The 19,639-nt window shown below is 63.6% G+C and carries 15 protein-coding genes and 3 tRNA genes; 7 read left to right on the top strand and 11 right to left on the bottom strand.

Features of this window, described 5'->3' with window-relative positions; genetic code table 11:
* Nucleotides 1–87: 87 nt before the first annotated feature.
* Both rpoC and rpoB read right to left on the bottom strand, forming a co-directional pair.
* Nucleotides 88–4,230, bottom strand: a complete 4,143-nt coding sequence (gene rpoC / locus ACTIEZ_RS12465) for a DNA-directed RNA polymerase subunit beta' (RefSeq protein ID WP_439547006.1) — start codon at nucleotides 4,228–4,230, stop codon at nucleotides 88–90.
* A 136-nt stretch (nucleotides 4,231–4,366) separates the two neighbouring features.
* On the bottom strand, nucleotides 4,367–8,509 hold the full coding sequence (gene rpoB, locus ACTIEZ_RS12470) for a DNA-directed RNA polymerase subunit beta (protein WP_439547007.1): 4,143 nt from the start codon (nucleotides 8,507–8,509) through the stop codon (nucleotides 4,367–4,369).
* Nucleotides 8,510–9,067: 558 nt separating this feature from the next.
* On the opposite strand from rpoB, the gene ACTIEZ_RS12475 reads away from it, so the two are divergent.
* On the top strand, nucleotides 9,068–9,610 hold the full coding sequence (locus ACTIEZ_RS12475; RefSeq protein WP_439547061.1) for an outer membrane protein: 543 nt from the start codon (nucleotides 9,068–9,070) through the stop codon (nucleotides 9,608–9,610).
* Nucleotides 9,611–9,669: 59 nt separating this feature from the next.
* Here ACTIEZ_RS12475 and ACTIEZ_RS12480 read toward each other — a convergent pair whose 3' ends face one another.
* The 4 genes from ACTIEZ_RS12480 to ACTIEZ_RS12495 form a co-directional block, all read right to left on the bottom strand.
* Nucleotides 9,670–10,062 (bottom strand): cupin, encoded by a 393-nt coding sequence (locus tag ACTIEZ_RS12480; protein ID WP_439547008.1) that lies wholly within the window; start codon nucleotides 10,060–10,062, stop codon nucleotides 9,670–9,672.
* 182 nt (nucleotides 10,063–10,244) lie between these two features.
* On the bottom strand, nucleotides 10,245–10,619 hold the full coding sequence (rplL, locus tag ACTIEZ_RS12485) for a 50S ribosomal protein L7/L12 (protein WP_439547009.1): 375 nt from the start codon (nucleotides 10,617–10,619) through the stop codon (nucleotides 10,245–10,247).
* A 44-nt stretch (nucleotides 10,620–10,663) separates the two neighbouring features.
* Complete coding sequence (gene rplJ, locus ACTIEZ_RS12490; protein ID WP_439547010.1) at nucleotides 10,664–11,185, bottom strand: 50S ribosomal protein L10; 522 nt, start codon at nucleotides 11,183–11,185, stop codon at nucleotides 10,664–10,666.
* A 352-nt stretch (nucleotides 11,186–11,537) separates the two neighbouring features.
* Nucleotides 11,538–13,142: a hypothetical protein gene (locus tag ACTIEZ_RS12495; RefSeq protein WP_439547011.1), complete on the bottom strand. Its 1,605-nt coding sequence runs from the start codon at nucleotides 13,140–13,142 to the stop codon at nucleotides 11,538–11,540.
* 165 nt (nucleotides 13,143–13,307) lie between these two features.
* Here ACTIEZ_RS12495 and ACTIEZ_RS12500 point away from each other — a divergent pair, with 165 nt between their 5' ends.
* Entirely contained in the window at nucleotides 13,308–13,991 is a 684-nt protein-coding gene (locus tag ACTIEZ_RS12500) for a PEPxxWA-CTERM sorting domain-containing protein (RefSeq protein ID WP_439547012.1), read from the top strand.
* Nucleotides 13,992–14,079: 88 nt separating this feature from the next.
* Here the strand turns inward: ACTIEZ_RS12500 and rplA are convergent, their stop codons facing one another.
* The 5 genes from rplA to ACTIEZ_RS12525 all read right to left on the bottom strand — a co-directional run bounded on the left by rplA (nucleotide 14,080) and on the right by ACTIEZ_RS12525 (nucleotide 16,316).
* Complete coding sequence (gene rplA, locus ACTIEZ_RS12505; protein WP_439547013.1) at nucleotides 14,080–14,778, bottom strand: 50S ribosomal protein L1; 699 nt, start codon at nucleotides 14,776–14,778, stop codon at nucleotides 14,080–14,082.
* 4 nt (nucleotides 14,779–14,782) lie between these two features.
* Complete coding sequence (gene rplK, locus ACTIEZ_RS12510) at nucleotides 14,783–15,217, bottom strand: 50S ribosomal protein L11 (protein WP_439547014.1); 435 nt, start codon at nucleotides 15,215–15,217, stop codon at nucleotides 14,783–14,785.
* A gap of 72 nt (nucleotides 15,218–15,289) precedes the next feature.
* On the bottom strand, nucleotides 15,290–15,826 hold the full coding sequence (nusG, locus tag ACTIEZ_RS12515) for a transcription termination/antitermination protein NusG (protein WP_439547015.1): 537 nt from the start codon (nucleotides 15,824–15,826) through the stop codon (nucleotides 15,290–15,292).
* Between the two features lie 8 nt (nucleotides 15,827–15,834).
* Nucleotides 15,835–16,062, bottom strand: a complete 228-nt coding sequence (gene secE, locus ACTIEZ_RS12520) for a preprotein translocase subunit SecE (RefSeq protein WP_439547016.1) — start codon at nucleotides 16,060–16,062, stop codon at nucleotides 15,835–15,837.
* Nucleotides 16,063–16,240: 178 nt separating this feature from the next.
* Nucleotides 16,241–16,316 (bottom strand) — tRNA-Trp (locus tag ACTIEZ_RS12525).
* Between the two features lie 102 nt (nucleotides 16,317–16,418).
* Here ACTIEZ_RS12525 and ACTIEZ_RS12530 point away from each other — a divergent pair.
* The 5 genes from ACTIEZ_RS12530 to rlmB all read left to right on the top strand — a co-directional run bounded on the left by ACTIEZ_RS12530 (nucleotide 16,419) and on the right by rlmB (nucleotide 19,601).
* A tRNA-Gly gene (locus tag ACTIEZ_RS12530) sits at nucleotides 16,419–16,492 on the top strand.
* A gap of 353 nt (nucleotides 16,493–16,845) precedes the next feature.
* Complete coding sequence (locus ACTIEZ_RS12535) at nucleotides 16,846–17,931, top strand: diguanylate cyclase (protein WP_439547017.1); 1,086 nt, start codon at nucleotides 16,846–16,848, stop codon at nucleotides 17,929–17,931.
* Nucleotides 17,932–18,020: 89 nt separating this feature from the next.
* Nucleotides 18,021–18,107: transfer RNA gene (locus tag ACTIEZ_RS12540), tRNA-Tyr, on the top strand.
* A gap of 151 nt (nucleotides 18,108–18,258) precedes the next feature.
* A complete protein-coding gene (locus ACTIEZ_RS12545; RefSeq protein WP_439547018.1) occupies nucleotides 18,259–18,771 on the top strand; it encodes a hypothetical protein in 513 nt (170 codons plus the stop codon).
* A 74-nt stretch (nucleotides 18,772–18,845) separates the two neighbouring features.
* Complete coding sequence (gene rlmB / locus ACTIEZ_RS12550; protein ID WP_439547019.1) at nucleotides 18,846–19,601, top strand: 23S rRNA (guanosine(2251)-2'-O)-methyltransferase RlmB; 756 nt, start codon at nucleotides 18,846–18,848, stop codon at nucleotides 19,599–19,601.
* Nucleotides 19,602–19,639 lie beyond the last annotated feature (38 nt).

Consider the following 19,639-nt stretch of genomic DNA (forward strand, 5'->3'; position numbering starts at 1 on the left):
AACCTTGGCCAATGGAGTCCACAATGAAAAACCCCGCCGGCATCGCTGCCGGCGGGGTGATTTTCAACGAGAGCAGATGAAAGCCGATCAGCCTTCCGTCTGCTCCAGCGCCTTGGCACTGGCCTGCTGGACAGCGCGCAAAGCCACGTCGCGGCTGTTGGCCGCCACGCGCAGCCGGTTCATGCCGGCGCCGGTGCCGGCCGGGATCAGCCGGCCGACGATGACATTTTCCTTCAGGCCGGTCAGGGTGTCGATCTTGCCCTGCACAGCCGCTTCGGTCAGCACGCGGGTGGTTTCCTGGAACGACGCGGCCGACACGAAAGACTTGGTCTGCAGCGACGCCTTGGTGATGCCCAGCAGCACCGGCTTGCCGGCGGCATGGCGGCCGCCAGCCTCCAGCTTGCTGTTTTCGCTATCCATCTCCTCGCGATCGACCTGTTCGCCCACCAGCAGCGTGGTGTCGCCGCTGTCGGTGATTTCCACCTTCTGCAGCATCTGGCGCACGATCACTTCGATATGCTTGTCGTTGATGCGCACGCCCTGCAGGCGATAGACTTCCTGGATTTCGGCGCAGAGATATTCAGCCAGCGGCTCCACACCCAGCACTTCCAGGATGTCGTGCGGGTTGGGGTTGCCATCGATCAGATAGTCACCCTTGCGCACGAAGTCGCCTTCCTGCACCGCCACGTTCTTGCCCTTCGGCACCATGTATTCGGCGAGATCACCACCATCTTCCGGACGAATGTTGATCCGCCGCTTGGTCTTGTAATCCTTGCCGAATTCCACGCGGCCATCGATGCGGGCGATCACCGCATTGTCCTTGGGGATACGCGCTTCGAACAGTTCGGCCACCCGCGGCAGACCGCCGGTGATGTCACGGGTCTTGGCGGCTTCACGCGGAATACGCGCAAGCACGTCCCCGGCCGACACCATCTGGCCATCGGCCACCGACAGCACCGCATCGACAGCGAGCAGATAGCGCGCCGCTTCACCGGAATCATCGTCCAGCAGGGTGATGCGCGGGCGCAGATCTTCCTTCTTGGAAGCGGTCTTCCAGTCGGTGACGACCTTGTTGGCGAGGCCAGTGGCTTCGTCGACTTCTTCCTTCAGGGTGACGCCTTCGATGATGTCCTGATACTTCACCTTGCCGGACTTTTCGGTGATCACCGGCAGCGTGTACGGATCCCATTCGGCCATGCGATCGCCCTTGGTCAGCGAAGCCCCTTCGGCAACGTTGATGATGGCGCCATATGGGATGCGGTGGATCGAGCGTTCACGGCCTTCGGCATCACGGATCACCAGTTCGCCGTTGCGGGCCATGGCGATGTTGCGACCACGGCTGTCGCCGATAGTGGCCATGCCGCGATATTCGACAACCCCGTCAACCGGCGCATCCAGCGTCGATTGTTCGGACACCTGAGCCGCCCCACCGATGTGGAAGGTGCGCATGGTGAGCTGCGTGCCCGGTTCACCGATCGACTGCGCCGCGATGACGCCAACCGCTTCGCCCATGTTCACCGGCGTACCGCGCGCGAGATCGCGGCCATAGCAGGTGCCGCAGACGCCGCCCTTGGTTTCGCACAGCAGCGGCGAGCGGATCTTCACTTCGGCCACGGCGGCCTTCTCGATGCGCGTCACATCGGATTCGGTGAGCAGATGCCCCGCCGGCGCCACGACTTCGCCGGTTTTGGCATCGACGATATCGACCAGCACGGTGCGGCCCAGAATGCGCTCGCCAAGGCTGACAATCGTGTTGCCGCCCTCGACGATCGCCTTCATCAGCATGCCGCGCTGCGTGCCGCAATCATCCTCGACCACGACGCAATCCTGGCTGACATCCACCAGACGGCGGGTGAGATAGCCGGAGTTGGCGGTTTTCAGCGCGGTATCGGCCAGACCCTTGCGAGCGCCGTGGGTGGAGTTGAAATACTCCAGCACGGTGAGGCCTTCCTTGAAGTTCGAGATGATCGGCGTTTCGATGATCTCACCCGACGGCTTGGCCATCAGGCCGCGCATGCCGGCGAGCTGCTTCATCTGCGCCTGGGAACCGCGCGCCCCGGAGTGCGCCATCATGTAGATGGAGTTGATCGGCAGGGTGCGGCCGGTGGTCGAATCCTTTCGCACGGCCCTGATCTCGTCCATCATGGCGTTGGCGACGAGGTCACCGCACTTGGCCCAGGCATCGACCACCTTGTTGTACTTCTCGCCCTGGGTGATCAGGCCATCCTGATACTGTTGTTCGAAGTCCTTCACCTCGCCCTTGGTCTTGTCGACCTGCGTGGCCTTGGCGGCGGGGATCACCATGTCGTCCTTGCCGAAGCTGATGCCGGCCTGGAACGCGTGGCGGAAGCCCAGCGCCATGATGGCATCGGCGAACAGCACTGTCTCCTTCTGGCCGGTATGGCGATAGACGATGTCGATGACGTCGCCCAATTCCTTCTTGGTCAGCAGCCGGTTGATGGTTTCGAACGGCACCTTGTGGCTTTTCGGCAGCGTTTCCCCCAGCAGCAGGCGGCCCGGCGTGGTGTTGACCCGCTTCATGTAGAGCTTGCCGTCATCATCGGCCTGCAGCACGCGGGCGATGATCTTGGTGTGCAGGGTGACGTTCTTGTTGAACAGCGCCTGGTGCACTTCGGCCATGTCGGCAAAGGCCATGCCTTCGCCGGGTTCGTGTTCCAGCTCCATCGACAGATAATAAAGCCCGAGCACCATGTCCTGCGACGGCACGATGATCGGCTTGCCGTTGGCCGGGCTGAGGATGTTGTTGGTCGACATCATCAGCACGCGCGCTTCAAGCTGGGCCTCAAGGCTCAGCGGCACGTGCACGGCCATCTGATCGCCATCGAAATCGGCGTTGAACGCGGCGCAGACCAGCGGGTGCAGCTGGATGGCCTTGCCCTCGATCAGCACGGGTTCGAACGCCTGGATGCCCAGGCGGTGCAGCGTCGGTGCACGGTTCAGCAGCACGGGATGTTCGCGGATCACCTCATCGAGGATGTCCCAGACCTCCTTGCGCTCCTTTTCCACCCATTTCTTGGCCTGTTTCAGGGTCATCGACAGACCCTTGGCGTCGAGACGCGAGTAGATGAACGGCTTGAACAGTTCGAGCGCCATCTTCTTGGGCAGGCCGCATTGATGCAGCTTCAATTCCGGGCCGGTCACGATGACCGAACGGCCGGAATAATCGACGCGCTTCCCGAGCAGGTTCTGGCGGAAGCGGCCCTGCTTGCCCTTCAGCATGTCCGAAAGCGACTTCAGCGGCCGCTTGTTGGCCCCCGTGATTGTCCGGCCGCGGCGACCGTTGTCGAACAGGGCATCGACGGCTTCCTGCAGCATGCGCTTTTCGTTGCGGACGATGATGTCCGGCGCGCGCAGTTCGATCAGCCGCTTCAGGCGGTTGTTGCGGTTGATGACGCGGCGATAGAGATCGTTCAAGTCCGACGTGGCGAAGCGGCCGCCATCCAGCGGCACCAGCGGGCGCAGTTCCGGCGGGATCACCGGCACCACGGTCAGCACCATCCATTCCGGCTTGTTGCCCGAATTGATGAAGCTTTCGACCACCTTCATCCGCTTGATGATCTTCTTGGGCTTCAGCTCGGACTTGGTGGTGCGCAGCTCTTCGCGCAGCGTCTCCATCTCGCCTTCGAGATCGAGTTCCTGCAACAGGATGCGGATGGCCTCGGCGCCGATGCCGGCCTGGAAGGCGTCTTCGCCATATTCTTCCTGCGCCGTGAACAGCTCATCTTCGGTGAGCAGATCAAATTTCTTGAACGGCGTCATGCCCGGATCGAGCACGACATACTGCTCGAAATAGAGCACGCGCTCGAGCTGCTTGAGCTGCATGTCGAGCAGCATGCCGATGCGGCTGGGCAGCGATTTGAGGAACCAGATGTGGGCAACCGGCGCGGCCAGCTCGATATGGCCCATGCGTTCGCGGCGCACCTTGGACACGGTGACTTCCACGCCGCAATTTTCGCAGACGATGCCCTTGTATTTCATGCGCTTGTACTTGCCGCACAGGCATTCGTAATCCTTGATCGGGCCAAAGATGCGCGCGCAGAACAGGCCATCACGCTCTGGCTTGAACGTGCGGTAGTTGATGGTTTCCGGCTTCTTGATCTCGCCGAACGACCAGCTGCGGATCTGTTCCGGGCTGGCAATGGCGATCTGGATCTGATCGAAGGTCTCCGGCTTGGCGGCCGGCGAGAAGAAATTGGTGACTTCGTTCATGGTTTTTTCCTCCGTCTCCCCTCCCCTTCAGGGGAGGGGCTGGGGGTGGGGCCGTGGTGGCAAAAAGGCTTTCTGTTTCAGGGGGCAGGTCCTTCCCCACCCCCGACCCCTCCCCTGAAGGGGAGGGGAGTTGGCCTCACTCCACCTCTTCGTTGGTCTGCAGTTGAACGTTGAGGCCCAGGGACCGCATTTCCTTGATGAGCACGTTGAAGCTTTCCGGAATGCCGGCTTCAAACGTGTCGTCACCCTTGACGATGGCTTCATAGACCTTGGTGCGGCCGACGACGTCATCGGATTTGACGGTGAGCATTTCCTGCAGCGTGTACGCGGCGCCATAGGCCTGCAGCGCCCACACTTCCATTTCCCCGAAGCGCTGGCCACCGAACTGGGCCTTGCCGCCCAGCGGCTGCTGGGTGACGAGGCTGTAGGGACCAATCGAGCGGGCGTGGATCTTGTCGTCCACCAGGTGGTGCAGCTTGAGCATGTAGATATAGCCCACGGTCACCTTGCGATCGAACTGATCGCCGGTGCGGCCATCGAACAGCTCGACCTGGCCCGACGAATCCAACCCAGCCAACGCCAGCATGTTGGACACGTCGCTTTCCTTGGCGCCATCGAACACCGGGGTGGCCATCGGCACGCCGCCCACGAGGTTGCGGGCCAGTTCCACCACGCCTTCATCAGCCAGACGCTCGATATCCAGCTCATATTGCGAGCCATAGATCGCCTTGAACAGTTCACGGATTTCGTCCGCGGAACCGGTCGTCATGGTGGCGTTGATATTCTCCAGCATCTCGGCAATCTTCTTGCCAAGGCCGCGCGCGGCCCAGCCGAGGTGGGTTTCGAAAATCTGCCCGACGTTCATGCGGCTGGGCACGCCCAGCGGGTTGAGCACGATATCAACAGGCGTACCGTCGGCCAGGAACGGCATGTCTTCCTGCGGCAGGATGCGGGAAATCACACCCTTGTTGCCGTGACGGCCAGCCATCTTGTCGCCGGGCTGCAGCTTGCGCTTCACCGCGACGAACACCTTGACCATCTTCAGCACGCCGGGCGGCAGTTCGTCGCCGGCCTGCACCTTGCCCTTCTTGTCTTCCAGCTTGGCATTGATGCTGGCGTGGGCTTCATCCCACTGCGCCTTCAACGCTTCCAGGCCGGCCTGCATGGCATCATCGGCAACGCCGAACTGCCACCACAGGCGCCGCGGCTGCTCTTCCAGCACGCTGTCGTCGATGGTGATGCCCTTCTTCACGCCCTTGGGCGCGGCGACCACTTCCTGGCCCAACAATGCATCGCGCACGCGGGCATAAGTGGCGCGATCGAGAATGGCGCGTTCATCGGCGGCATCCTTTTCGAGACGCTCGATTTCCTCGCGCTCGATCTGCAGGGCGCGTTCGTCCTTGTCGATGCCGTGGCGATTGAAGATGCGCACGTCAACGATGGTGCCCGACACGCCCGGCGGCAAGCGCAGCGAGGTGTCACGCACATCGCTGGCCTTTTCGCCAAAGATGGCGCGCAGCAGCTTCTCTTCCGGCGTCATCGGCGATTCGCCCTTGGGCGTGATCTTGCCGACCAGAATGTCGCCCGGCTCCACTTCGGCGCCGATATAGACGATGCCGGCTTCGTCGAGGCGGGCCAGCGCGTCTTCGCCGACGTTGGGAATGTCGCGGGTGATGTCTTCCGGGCCCAGCTTGGTATCGCGGGCCATCACTTCGAATTCATCGATGTGGATCGAGGTGAAGATGTCTTCCTTGACGATCTTCTCGTTGATCAGGATCGAATCTTCGTAGTTGTAGCCGTTCCACGGCATAAACGCGACGAGCACGTTGCGGCCCAGCGCCAGTTCGCCATCCTCGGTCGATGGGCCATCGGCGATGATGTCACCCTTGGCCACGATATCGCCCACCGTCACCAGCGGACGCTGGTTGATGCAGGTCGACTGGTTGGAGCGCTGGAACTTCATCAGCGTGTAGATATCGACGCCGGACTTGCCGGGTTCGACCTCTTCGGTGGCGCGGATGACGATACGGGCGGCGTCAACCTGATCGACGATGCCGCCGCGCTTGGCGCCAATGGCAGCGCCGCTATCACGAGCGACCGTGCCTTCCATGCCGGTGCCGACGAACGGCGATTCCGCCTTCACCAATGGCACGGCCTGGCGCTGCATATTCGATCCCATGAGCGCGCGGTTGGCGTCATCATTTTCCAGGAACGGAATCAGCGAGGCGGCGACGGACACCAGCTGCTTGGGCGACACGTCGGCCAGGGTGATCTGGTTCTTCGGCGCCATCAGGAATTCGCCAGCTTCGCGCGACGACACCAGTTCGTCGACGAACCTGCCATCGGCATCGATGCCGACATTGGCCTGCGCGATGGTGTGGCGGGCTTCTTCCATGGCCGACAGATAGACGACCTCGTCGGTCAGCTGGGTGTCGACCACCTTGCGATACGGCGTTTCGATGAAGCCATATTTGTTCACCCGGCTGAAGGTGGCGAGGCTGTTGATCAGGCCGATATTCGGGCCTTCCGGCGTTTCAATCGGGCAGATACGGCCATAGTGCGTCGGGTGAACGTCGCGCACTTCGAAACCGGCGCGTTCGCGGGTCAGACCGCCGGGGCCGAGGGCCGAAACGCGGCGCTTGTGGGTGACTTCGGACAGCGGATTGGTCTGATCCATGAACTGGCTGAGCTGCGAGGAGCCGAAGAATTCGCGCACCGCGGCCACCGCCGGCTTGGCGTTGATCAGATCGTTGGGCATGACCGTGTCGATATCGACGCTGCTCATGCGTTCCTTGACAGCACGTTCCATGCGCAGCAGGCCGACGCGATACTGGTTTTCCAGCAGTTCGCCCACCGAACGCACGCGGCGATTGCCGAGATTGTCGATATCGTCGATCTCACCCTTGCCGTCCTTGAGTTCGACCAGCGTCTTGACGACTGTGGCGATATCCTCGCGGCGCAAGATGGTCACGTCATCCGGGCAATCCAGATTGAGGCGCATGTTCATCTTCACGCGGCCGACCGCCGACAGATCATAGCGATCGGGATCGAAGAACAGGCCAGCAAACATGGCTTCGGCGGTTTCGCGTGTCGGCGGTTCGCCAGGACGCATGACGCGATAGATTTCAGCGAGCGCATGATCACGCTCTTCCACCTTGTCGGCCATCAGCGTGTTGCGGATCCACGGGCCGACCTGGACATGATCGATGTCGAGCAGCTCGATGCTGGTCTGGCCGGCCTTGTCGATGCGCTCGAGGTTTTCGGCGGTCAGCTCGTCACCGGCTTCGATATAGATTTCACCGGTGGCTTCGTTGATCAGATCGAACGCCGAGTAACGGCCGAAGATTTCCTCGGTCGGGATCAGCAACGCGGTCATGCCGTCGCTGGCCGCCTTTCGCACCATGCGCGGCGTGATCTTGGTGCCCTGCGTGAAGATGATCTCGCCGGTGTCGGCATTCACCACATCAAAGGTCGGCTTGGCATTGCGCCAGCTGGCTTCGACGAACGGCACCACCCAGCCGGCCTGGCCGTCCGGGCTGGTGCCACGTACCCACACCACGCGATTGTAGAACAGGTTGAGGATTTCTTCTGAATTCCAGCCCAGCGCATACATCAGGGACGTGACCGGCAGCTTGCGCTTGCGATCGATGCGGACGTTGACGATATCCTTGGCGTCGAATTCGAAATCCAGCCACGAGCCGCGATACGGGATCACGCGCGCCGCAAACAGATATTTGCCGGATGCGTGCGTCTTGCCGCGGTCGTGATCGAAGAACACGCCGGGCGACCGGTGCATCTGGGAGACGATCACACGTTCGGTACCGTTGACGATGAAGGTGCCGTTCTGCGTCATGAGCGGCATGTCGCCCATGTACACATCCTGCTCCTTGATATCGAGCACGGAGCGGGTTTCGGTATCGGCATCCACCTCAAAGACGATCAGGCGCAGCGTCACGCGCATCGGCGCAGCATAGGTCATGCCGCGCTGGCGGCACTCGTCCACATCGTATTTCGGTTCTTCCAGTTCGTAATGCACGAAATCCAGCTCGGCCGTGCCGGCGAAATCGCGGATCGGGAACACCGAGCGCAGGGTCTTTTCGAGGCCGGAGACATAACCAGTGGCCGGATTGGAGCGCAGGAACTGTTCATAGCTTTCGCGCTGCACCTCGATGAGGTTGGGCATCTGCACGACTTCGCCGATGTGGCCGAAGCTTTTGCGGATGCGGCGGCGGCTGTTGAAGGTCTTGACGCCCTGGGGCGGCTTCATCTGGGTGGCCATATGGTCTGGTCGCCTTATCTTGGTGCAGAGCGCCCCGGTTTTTTGCGGAGGCCCTGCAAAAACAGCAAAATCCGCACGTCACACCGCTGCTGCGGTATGTCGCACGGTCACTAGCGATTGCACCCCGTCACGCTTCCATCCGTCGCGGCCTGATCGCGATACAGGCCTTGTCTCGAAGCATGTCGGTCCGGCCCGGGAATCAGCCCCGCACCAGTCGATAGCTGCGGTATAGGCGTTTTGTTGGATTTGGGAAGGGGGTCTGGTGCCGATGGCCGCCCCGACGATGTGTTGCAGTGCGGCAACACCCTGTGGTCGATCCACGCCCGAGTGGAACCACCCGGCGGCGTGGCAGTTCATTGCGCGATGGCCGCCCCCGGCTCGTCCCTGATCATCAAGGAACTTATCATGCGCAACTCACTCAAGACCCCGGCATTGCTGCTGCTGATCGCCGCTGCCCCGGCAATGGCCCAGACGACGACCCAGATGCCGATGGAAGGCACCAACCGGGCGCCGGGCACGATGGAAAGCATGAACAGCGGCACGATGAACGATGGCAGCATGGGCAGCACCAGCAGCAGCACGATTGAGCGTGCCACCCAGAATGACGGCTACACCAGCCCGGACGGTTCCAAACCGTTCGGCATCGAGCCTTATTTCGGCATTGTCGGCGGCTACAACAGCTTTGACCGCGTCACCGACAACACCGGCTTTCAGCGTCCGCGCTACAATGGCTGGCTCGTTGGCGGCGTGGTTGGCGTCAACATTCCGTTGGGGCCGCTGTTCGTCGGCGTCGAAGGCCATGGTGCCCGCGGCTTTGGCGATATCCGCTGGGAGTATGGCGTGCGTGGTCGCGGCGGCTTCCGGGCCGGCGACAGCGGCATGATCTATGCCAGCGCTGGCTATACGTGGTCCGATGCCCTCAACCGCCGCGGCAATCCCGATCGCCAGGATTGGATGTGGGGCATGGGCGCCGAATTCGGCCCGCGCGATATCGGCCTGGGCGGCGTTACCAGCCGGTCGGGACCACGTTTCCGCGTGTCGGTGGAAACCGCCGATTTCGAAAGCCTGCGGCCGATGGCCGGCGTGATCTTCCACTTCTGATCCGCTGCACCTGACGCAGGAATGGGGCGCTTGCCAGCCGGCAGGCGCCCCATTTTTCGTCAGCGCGGGCGGCCCTGCGTGCCCAAGCCGGGCGTGATGAACAGGGCTGTCGCCTCCCCATCGACATCGGCGGTATGCCAGCAGCCCGGCGGGTTGATGGCATATTCGCCCGGCCCGATGGTGACGCTGTTCATCGTGCCGTCGGCATGTTCCTGGTGCAACGTCATCTGCCCGGTGAGGCACAGCACCACCTCGGCGCCTTCGGGGTGCATTTCCCAACTGTCCCAATCGGCGGTGAAGCGGAACTGGCTGACGAGCCGGCCGTCGGCGCCCTCATGGCCGTGGCGGGTGCCATAGGCTTCGTACCATTGGCCACCGGTGAAATCCGGCTGCGGCACGGCCGTTGCGCCGGGACCGAGGTGGAGGAAATGGGTGTCGAGGCGGTTGGGCATGATGGTCACACTCCCCATGGACTTTCGGGGATGATGCTGTGCGCCGGGCCGTGAGGGAAGCCATTTGCCACAGCCCTCCCCCCCTCACCCTCCCACCGGCGGGAGAGATGCCAGAGAAAAGGGGCTGCCCTTTGCAGGACAGCCCCTTCATTCAGCAAATCATGCGGCTGGGCCGCAGCGGATTACTTCAGTTCGACCGTGGCGCCAGCGGCTTCCAGCTGGGCCTTGATCTTCTCGGCATCAGCCTTGCTGATGGCTTCCTTGACCGCCTTCGGCGCGGATTCGACCAGCGTCTTGGCTTCGGTCAGGCCCAGGCCGGTGATGGCGCGGACTTCCTTGATGACGTTGATCTTCTTGCCGCCGTCGCCGGTCAGGATCACGTCGAACTCGGTCTGCTCTTCAGCAGCCGGGGCCGCAGCAGCAGCCGGGCCAGCCGACATGGCAACGGCGGCAGCGGCGGACACGCCCCACTTTTCTTCCAGCATCTTGGCGAGGTCAGCGGCTTCCAGCACGGTCAGGGCGGAAAGCTGTTCAACGATCGAATTCAGGTCAGCCATGGTAATCTCCAATGTTTTCAGTTTGCGGTTGGGTTCGAAACGGCTCAGGCGGCTTCTTTGTCTTTATCGGCATAGGCCGCAAAGACGCGGGCCAGCTTGGCGGCCGGCGCATTGGCCAGCTGGGCCAGCTTGGTGGCCGGGGCATTGACGAGGCCGATGATCTTGGCACGCAATTCATCCAGCGACGGCAGTTCGGCCAGGGCCTTCACACCGTTCACATCCAGAAGCGTGCCACCCATGGCACCGCCGACGATTTCGAACTTGTCGGTCGTCTTGGCGAATTCCACCACGATCTTGGCAGCCGCTACCGGATCGGCAGAGGTCGCCAGGCCACAGGGGCCGGTGAGCAGTTCGCCAAGCGGTTGGTAGGGTGTGCCGTCGAGCGCAATGCGCGCGAGACGGTTCTTCGTCACCTTGAAGCTGGCGCCGGCAGCACGCATCCGGTTCCTGAGATCGCTCGCTTGCGCGACGGTCAGGCCATTGTTGCGTGCGACCACGACCACCGAAGTTTCGGTGAGCGTCTTCGCCAGGCTGGAGACGGCTTCGGCTTTTTGGGCGCGATCCATGCTCACTCCTTGACAGGTTGGGCGCCTTTGCCGGCCCGAAGGCCCGCATTGGCGCGGTTATGGCATGATGTGCGAACACATCATGCCGGCTCGATGAGCCTGCAGCCTGCCGGATTCCGATGGGGAAGGTGGCGAGCCCAGGCCCGTCCGCAGAGGATCGCTCCCTACGCCGCGCCTGATGGGCCGAACGCAGGCCCAGCCAATGCGCCAAGCGCCAGCCGGGTGAAAAACTTGCCTCGTCTCATGCAGGCCCAAACGGCTTAAGGGCAAGGCCCACCTGCAATCTCGGACGGTCGCCCGGCCATTGCTGGCTGGGCAAGAGATGCCGCGTTAGGGATTTGCACATGCGGAGTCAAGCCGCAGTGCCGTTCGCCCGGCAGTGACGTGTCGCGCTGGCCTGCAGCAATTTTACCATTGAATCGCGGTCAAGCGGCGCCAGCGTTCCAGCATCGGCCATGCGACTGGTCATGGTGGCAGCTTCAGCGATCAGCGTACAGGCCGCCGTGCCGCGCCCGTCGACGGCCAGGACATCGGCCAGCGCATTCAGGCCCACCACCAGGGCGCGGCGACGTTCCTGGCTGTCGGGCTGTTCAACAAACCAGATGCGGCGTTCGGCCAGCGCGACGGAAAGCTCGGCAATTGCCGCCGCCCGCTGGCCAGCACCAGCCAGGGCTTCGCCATGCGACAGCCGGGTGGTGCGCACCCAACTGGCCAGCGATTGATCGGCAGGATCGCTGCGCGCCATCGCCAGCCAGCCATCGCGCGATGCCCGCAGCGCCGGCAGCGCTGCCGCATATTCCCGCAGTTCCAGCAGAGTGGTGCCGAGATTCCATTGCTGACGCTGCAAAGCCCAGCGATATCGCGGCTCGTCCGGCCAGCGCGCCATGCCGGCGCGTGCCGCCGCCACGCCGGCCTGATAGGTCGCGCGGGCGCTGGCCGGCGCACCGCCGTAAAATTGTGCTTCACCGATCAGATCGAGCGCGCGCAACTGGCGCAGCCCGCTGGCGGCGTCAGGAATCGGGCCAATGCGCACCGGTTGGGCCTGGCGGATGGCGGCGGCATAATCGCCACGCCAGTTTGCCACCTCCGCTTGTGCCAGCCGCACCTCGTCGCGCACGGCAGGCGGTGCGTCGGCTGCCATCTGCGCAGCTGCAGTCAGCAACGCTGGCGCCTGTGCCAATGCGCCATCGGCGGCTGCCTGGCGCGCCGATTCGGCCATTATCCGCGCGCGCAGCCAGCGGCCATCGCGGCTGGCATCGCCTGCGATCAGCCGCAGCGCCGCAGCCAGCGAAGCGCGGGCCCCGGCATGATCGCGCAGGCTGGGACGATCGACATTGTTTTGCACCAGGGCCAATCGACGCCAGGCTTCGGCGGCATCGCGGGCCAATGCCGGATCGGCGAAGGGCATCGCGGCAATGCGGGCCAGCATCGCGGCAGCATCGCGGGCCAGCGCGGCGCGCATCTGCACGGTGCCGGGCTGTTTTTCCAGGCGGTCGCTGAGCACCGCCACCTGCGATCGGGCCAATTGCCGTACGTCGGCAATACGCGCCAGGGTTTCATCGCGGCGCTGCCCGGCGATCTGCCAGCCGCGCCAGCCCAGCACTGCCAAGGCGGCCAACGCGAACAGCATCAGCATCAGCAGGGCGGGCCGCCGCTGCCCGGGCAACATGGCCGGCGCCGGATCGGGTGGCGGCGCTGGCGCCGGATCGGGGGTCGCAGGTGCGGTGCCGCGCGCGCTCAGCCATGCGGACAGTTCCGCGGCATGCGCGTAAACCGGTGCCCGCGGTTCACCGGGCACCCGGTGGACCGGCAGGCCGCGACTGGCCTCCCAGCGCTTCGCGGTGCGTTCATCGACACCCAGGTGCCGCCCGATCTCCTTCCAGCCGCGCAAGCGCACATCGGCGACCATTGCCGGCCCCGTCATCCCGTCCTGCGCCTCGCCTCTGCCCGGTTTCATGGTGGTCAAAGGTAACACAGGCAGGGCGAAGCGCCACCTGTCCCATCATGCCCCGACCTGTCCCGACACACCATCGGGCGCGGTGCGCAAGGCCATGGTTAAGCCTTTGCTGTCGACCTTCGCTGGTGGGGCATCGACAACATCATGACAATCAGGGAGATGACGATGAACATGCGACACCTGCTGCCACTGGCTCTTGGTCTGGCCGCATTGGCCAGCCCGGCGCTGGCCGCCACCACTCACACGCTCAACCTGACCGGCGCACTCGATGACGCCGAGGTGTTCAGCTTCGATTTCGGGCAGGATACGCTCACCTTCAGCTCGGTCGAGCTGACCGGCTTCACGCCCTTCACGCTGAACAGCGGCGACGAGATCATCTTCAACGTCAGCTTCACCGGCTTTTTTCGTGGCATCGCACCGTTTGACGGGTTCGTGATCGACGCTGCGACCGAAGGCGGCTTTGGCCAGTTATTCGGGATCAACTTCTTCCGGATCGACGATGAACCCCCGGTCAATGCCAGCAATGGCGGTGGCAGCGCTACCCTGATCGGCGCGACCGGCGACACGACCGGGGTGAACCTGAACGGCGGCTGCGGCAACTGCCTCTCGCCGATCTTTGGCCGTTCGCCGGGACCATTCGACGGATTCATGTTCACCGGCATTTCCGGCAACACCTTCGTGACGCTGGACGGCAGCTACACGGTGGACCGCATCAGCCTCAGTTCCCAGGTACAGACCGGTTTCGAGCCGGGCGCGGTGCCGGAACCGGCAAGCTGGGCGATGATGATCGCCGGCTTTGGCCTCGTGGGGGCCATGCAGCGCCGGCGGCAGCGGGTCGTCGCGGCCTGAACCTGGATGCGTGAATGAAAACGGGCCGGGGAGTGATGCTCCCCGGCCCGTTCGCTTGTTCAGCGCGCGGCTGTGATCAGGGCCGTGATCAGGCCATCTGGCCGGTCGAGGTCGGATCGACCTTGATGCCGGTGCCCATCGAGGAGCTGACCGCGACCTTGAGCAGATACTTGCCCTTGGCGCCGGTCGGCTTGGCCTTGACGACAGCATCGAGCAGCGCGTCGAAATTGGCGCGCAGATCGTCCTGGGCAAAGCTCGCCTTGCCCAGAATGCCGTGGATGATCCCGGCCTTCTCGACGCGATACTCCACCTGGCCGCCCTTGGCTGCTTCGACGGCAGCGGCGACGTTCATGGTCACGGTGCCGAGCTTGGGGTTGGGCATCAGGCCCTTGGGGCCCAGCACCTTGCCGAGACGGCCAACCAGACCCATCATGTCGGGCGTGGCGATGCAACGATCGAAATCGATGTTGCCGCCCTGCACGGCTTCCAGCAGGTCTTCGGCGCCAACAACGTCTGCACCAGCGGCCAGGGCTTCTTCGGCCTTGGCGCCGCGGGCGAACACGCCGACGCGCACGGTCTTGCCAGTGCCCTTGGGCAGGGTAACAACGCCGCGCACCATCTGATCGGCGTGACGCGGATCGACGCCGAGATTGAAGCTGACTTCGATGGTTTCATCGAACTTGGCGGTGGCCAGGCTCTTGACGAGGGTCAGCGCTTCATCGACGCCATACAATTTTTCGCGGTCAACCGCAGCGGCGAAGGCCTTGGCTTTCTTGGTCGTTGCCATGTGATCAGCCCTCCACCACTTCGAGGCCCATTGCGCGGGCCGAACCTTCGATCGTCTTCATCGCCATTTCGATGTTGTTGGCGTTCAGATCGGGCATCTTCTTTTCCGCGATCTCGCGGATCTGCGACTGCTTGATCTTGGCGACCGCAGCGCCCTTGCCCGGCGTGGTGCCGCCCGACTTCAGGCCGGCCGCCTGCTTCAGCATGTAGGATGCCGGCGGCAGCTTGGTGATGAAGCTGAACGAGCGATCAGCAAACACGGTGATCACGGTCGGGATCGGCGTGCCCTTTTCGATGCCATCGGTCTTGGCATTGAACTGCTTGCAGAATTCCATGATGTTGACGCCGCGCTGGCCCAGGGCCGGGCCGATTGGCGGGGAAGGGTTGGCCATGCCGGCCTTCACCTGCAGTTTGACGTATCCGGTAATCTTCTTGGCCATCGGGCCACTCCTTGCTCTGTGGTGCTGGCGGCCGGGGCGACCGGCCTCCCACAATTGACGTGGTCGGCAGACTTACTTCTGCTTTTCCACCTGTTCGAAGCCGAGTTCGACGGGTGTTGCCCGGCCGAAGATCGACACCGAAACCTTGACGCGGCCATGATCGAAGTCGATTTCCTCGACCAGGCCGTTGAAACTGGCGAAGGGACCATCGAGCACGCGAACGCTGTCGCCGATCTCGAAATTGGCCTTCTTCTTGATCTTTGCCGCCGGGGTTTCCTCGGTCTTGGTATTCAGCATCCGCGCCGCTTCGGATTCGGTGATCGGCTGCGGCTTGTTCTGCTGGCCCAGGAAGCCCGTGACCTTGGGCGTGTTCTTGACGAGGTGATAGACATCGTCGGTCATCGCCAGCTTGGCGAGCACATAGCCCGGCATCGACTTGCGTTCGACCTGACGCTTCTTGCCCTTCACCACTTCGGTAACGGTTTCGGCCGGCACTTCGACGGCTTCGATGAAGGCATCGAGGCCCATGCGGCGCGCTTCGGAAAGAATCGCCTCCTTCACCTTGCTTTCAAAGCCGGAGTAGGCGTGAATGATGTACCAGCGTGACATTATGATCCTCAGGCTGCGAGGCTGAGCAGGAATTTGACGGTGCGGCCCAGCACCTGATCAATGCCCGTGAAAAACAGCGACAGCACGGTCGTCATGATCAGCACCATGATCGTCATGCGCACCGTGTCGGGCAGGCTTGGCCAAGCGATCTTGCGCGCTTCGGTCTGCACCTGGCGCACGAATTCCGCCGGAGAAACCCGGGGCTTTTTCGCTACGTCTGCCTTGCCGTCGCTCACAAATATTCTTCCTGTTCAACGCCCATCCGAATCAGCGGGCCAAATTTGCCTGCTGCCAGCAACACCAATAACCGGCACGGGATGCCCCGAGGCCGGCTGCAGGCGACGCGATCCGCACCAGGCTTTCAACCCAGAAGACCAGTGATTCGCGTGACTTGCACGTGTCTCACCAGTCCGCTGGCAGGAGTGGAGGGGCTCGAACCCCCGGCCCTCGGTTTTGGAGACCGATGCTCTACCAACTGAGCTACACTCCTAGGCGCGGGATGCGGGCTATAAAGACGGTGGCAAGGGGACGCAAGGGGGGGCAAGTGGCGCCATTGAAACTGCGCTTGGTCTGCCGTATGAGCACCTCCAGCGCGGGTATAGCTTAGTGGTAAAGTTCCAGCCTTCCAAGCTGGCCATGCGGGTTCGATTCCCGCTACCCGCTCCATCGAAGTGCGGCTGGCTGCGTGCCGCAGCCAGACTCGCACGAGATCGGCCGGCGAGCAAAAACGGCGGCCCTCCGCCGCCGTTTTTTTGGCTCGTCTGACGGCGCGGCTTTGCCGCGTTCTTCCTTGCTTCTCCTCTTTCGAGGACGAAACGGACTCGGCGGCTCCGCCGCCGGCCGTACGCCCACAGCACGAGCCCCCCGCCCTTTCACATACGCGCGATGGGCCTCGGCGTTCGCCGGGGTGACGGGCAAAAGCCACCCCGCCCCCGCAAAAACACCGCAATTCACCTTAACCCCCTGCCCCCACCGCCGTTCTCCTGAACGCAGTTTGCACGCGCAGAAGGGTCAGACATATGCAACATCAACCAGGGCCGATGCAGGCCGTCGCCGCCGTGCCGCCGCCTGCCGATTTCGGCATTCCCACGCGCGCGCGCCAGGATGCCATTGCCTGGTTCGATCAGATTCGCGGCCTGTTGCTGTCCACCGGTCTGCCGCCGGAGCCCGCCGTCTATGATGTGCTGTGGCGCTATGTGCGCGATGATGATCATGAGCTGTCGCTGGCCATCGATCGCGCCATTGCCCATGACGCCTTGACCCTGGCCACGCTGATGGGCCTGCGCGAGACACATCTGGGGCAGATCAGCGAAGCACAGGTCAACCAGTTGATCGCCGAGGCGCATGATCAGGCCGAGGCACTGGGCCGGCGCATCGAGAGCGGGCAGACCGATCTGGCGGATTACGGCAAGGCGATTGCCGATGGTGGTGAACGGCTGGCCGGCCCGATGGACGCTGCCAGCCTGGGCGTGCTGCTGGAGCAATTGAGCCAGGCCACATCGCTGGTGCAGGCGGCCAATGCACGGCTGATCGAGGAACTGGACCAGGCCGCCGCCGAAAGCCGTTCGCTGGCCGACAAATTGACTCAGGCAGAGCGCGCGGCCGTGACCGACGCGCTGACCGGGGTGCTGAACCGGCGCGGCATCATGGCGACGATCGAGAAGGCGCAAGCCGAGGCGGTGGCGACTGGGGTGCCGCTGGCCCTGGCGGTCGTGGATATCGATCATTTCAAGCGGTTCAACGATCGATTTGGCCATGCGATGGGCGACGATGTGCTGCGCTTCGTGGCGCAGCATCTGTCCGATCGGCTGGAGGCGCATGGCGGCGCGGTCGGCCGGCTGGGTGGCGAGGAATTTGTCGGCCTGTTGCCGGGTGTGAGTGTACAGGCCGCCGCGGGCCGCATCGATCGCATCCGTGCCGACCTGGCAGCGCAGGTGCTGCGCAGCGCGGTGGACGGCAGCAGCATGGGCCGCATCAGTTTTTCGGCCGGCGTTGCCGAACATCGTCACCCGCAAGGCGCCGATCAGTTGATCGAGCGGGCCGACGGCGCCCTGTACACGGCCAAGCGGCTGGGCCGGGACCGGGTCGTGCCGGATCGGGGATAGAAAATGCAACATTGACAGGCTGGCCCGGCTGCCGCACTAGGCCGCCTCCCGCACGGCGTCTGTCTGCAGCGCCATGCCTGAAGGGCAGTGGAGGGGTGGCCGAGCGGTCAATGGCAGCAGACTGTAAATCTGCCGGGTTTCACCCTACGTTGGTTCAAATCCAACCCCCTCCACCACTTCTGTTCAACTGATATCGCGCATCGGGCTCGCCTCGTCCTGATTGGGCCACGGCCCGTCCTTCCATTCACTTTACGTTTCGCGCCGTTCGTCCAGCGTGGATGTGTCGAGGAATCGAACATCTGTCTGAACAGCAACGGGAGAATTTTCATGCGCATACTCACCACTTTGGCCGCCGCAATGCTGCTTGCGGCTCCGGCGCTCGCCGCCATCACCGTTGGTTCGACGGTCAAGGACACGTCGGGCGGCGTGGTCGGCACGGTCGCCAGCGTGGCCGACGGCAATGTCGTCGTCGACACCGGCAGCAACAAGGTGACCATCCCTGAAGCCAGCTTTGGCACCACGCCGGAAGGCCCGCTGCTGGCCATGACCAAGGCCCAGCTCGACGCCGCGGCCGAAGCGGCGGTGGCTGATCAGAAAGCGCAACTCGCCAGCGCCATCCAGCCGGGTGCCACCGTGCGCGGCACCGAAGGCGGCGTCATCGGCACCATCACCAAGATCGAAGGCGAACTGGTCGCGGTGAAAGGCGAAAACGGCGAGGCCCGAATCCCGGCATCCGGCCTGACCCTGCAGGACGACGGCTTGCATTTCGGCATGAGCGCTGCCCAGTTCGCTGAAGCCGTGAAGGCCAGCGCGCCCGCGGACACCGCCAGCAACGGATAATCGGCTCTCGCCGCCGCCAGCGCCCCTCACCTGGGGGGCTGGCGGCGGCGGCGCTTGGCCGCTATGCCGCCATCATGGGCCGTAGACCACATCCGAAAAGCCAACAGGGCCAGAAAAGCCCCTTCCCGCGCCTTTATGGCCGCCACACGGTGTTTGCAGCGCTGGACAATCCGGAGCGCAGCTTTCGCAAGCTGTGGCTGACCCCGGCCAGCGCCAAGACCATCGAGCTGCCCGAAGGCCTGACCGTCCAATATGGCGACGATCATGATCTGGGCCGGCTGTGCCCCACCGATGCCCCGCATCAGGGCTTTGTGCTGGAAGTGGAGCCGCTCGACACGGTGTGGCTCGATGAAATATTGGCGCAGGCCAATGACGGCGACAATCGCCCGATCGTGGTGCTCGATCAGGTGACCGATCCCCACAATGTCGGCGCGATCATGCGATCGGCGCTGGCGTTTGGCGCACGGGCGCTGGTGACACAGGATCGCCACAGCCCGGCCGAATCCGGTGTGCTGGCCCGCAGCGCCAGCGGCGCTCTGGAGAAGCTGCCGTGGGTGCGCACGGTCAATCTGGCACGGGCCCTGGGCGAGATCGGCGAGGCCGGTTTCTGGCGCATCGCACTGGATGGTGAGGCGGAAATGACCGTGGAGGCTGCCTTGGGCAGCACGCAGCCAGCGTTCGTGCTGGGCAGCGAGGGCGAAGGCCTGCGCCAATTGACCATGCAGAATTGCGATGTGACCGCCAAGCTGCCGATTTCCGGCGTCGAGAGCCTGAATGTGTCGAACGCGGCGGCCGTCGCGCTCTACGCCAGCGCGCGGCGCCACCCATAAAGGCAACGCCGCGCCCCAGCGCAGGCTAGACTTTGCCA

Source organism: Sandarakinorhabdus sp. (genome assembly GCF_051860625.1).
Taxonomy (GTDB): Bacteria; Pseudomonadota; Alphaproteobacteria; order Sphingomonadales; family Sphingomonadaceae; genus Sandarakinorhabdus.

What these genes read in the sequence shown, in the direction of transcription:
- rlmB (WP_439547019.1), top strand. Translation starts at nt 18,846, where the DNA reads ATGGGCCGTAGACCACATCCGAAAAGCCAACAGGGCCAGAAAAGCCCC.
- rpoC (WP_439547006.1), bottom strand. Translation starts at nt 4,230, where the DNA reads ATGAACGAAGTCACCAATTTCTTCTCGCCGGCCGCCAAGCCGGAGACC.
- ACTIEZ_RS12535 (WP_439547017.1), top strand. Translation starts at nt 16,846, where the DNA reads ATGCAACATCAACCAGGGCCGATGCAGGCCGTCGCCGCCGTGCCGCCG.
- ACTIEZ_RS12480 (WP_439547008.1), bottom strand. Translation starts at nt 10,062, where the DNA reads ATGCCCAACCGCCTCGACACCCATTTCCTCCACCTCGGTCCCGGCGCA.
- rplL (WP_439547009.1), bottom strand. Translation starts at nt 10,619, where the DNA reads ATGGCTGACCTGAATTCGATCGTTGAACAGCTTTCCGCCCTGACCGTG.
- ACTIEZ_RS12545 (WP_439547018.1), top strand. Translation starts at nt 18,259, where the DNA reads ATGCGCATACTCACCACTTTGGCCGCCGCAATGCTGCTTGCGGCTCCG.
- rpoB (WP_439547007.1), bottom strand. Translation starts at nt 8,509, where the DNA reads ATGGCCACCCAGATGAAGCCGCCCCAGGGCGTCAAGACCTTCAACAGC.
- nusG (WP_439547015.1), bottom strand. Translation starts at nt 15,826, where the DNA reads ATGTCACGCTGGTACATCATTCACGCCTACTCCGGCTTTGAAAGCAAG.
- rplA (WP_439547013.1), bottom strand. Translation starts at nt 14,778, where the DNA reads ATGGCAACGACCAAGAAAGCCAAGGCCTTCGCCGCTGCGGTTGACCGC.
- ACTIEZ_RS12495 (WP_439547011.1), bottom strand. Translation starts at nt 13,142, where the DNA reads ATGAAACCGGGCAGAGGCGAGGCGCAGGACGGGATGACGGGGCCGGCA.
- rplJ (WP_439547010.1), bottom strand. Translation starts at nt 11,185, where the DNA reads ATGGATCGCGCCCAAAAAGCCGAAGCCGTCTCCAGCCTGGCGAAGACG.
- rplK (WP_439547014.1), bottom strand. Translation starts at nt 15,217, where the DNA reads ATGGCCAAGAAGATTACCGGATACGTCAAACTGCAGGTGAAGGCCGGC.
- ACTIEZ_RS12500 (WP_439547012.1), top strand. Translation starts at nt 13,308, where the DNA reads ATGAACATGCGACACCTGCTGCCACTGGCTCTTGGTCTGGCCGCATTG.
- ACTIEZ_RS12475 (WP_439547061.1), top strand. Translation starts at nt 9,068, where the DNA reads ATGGGCAGCACCAGCAGCAGCACGATTGAGCGTGCCACCCAGAATGAC.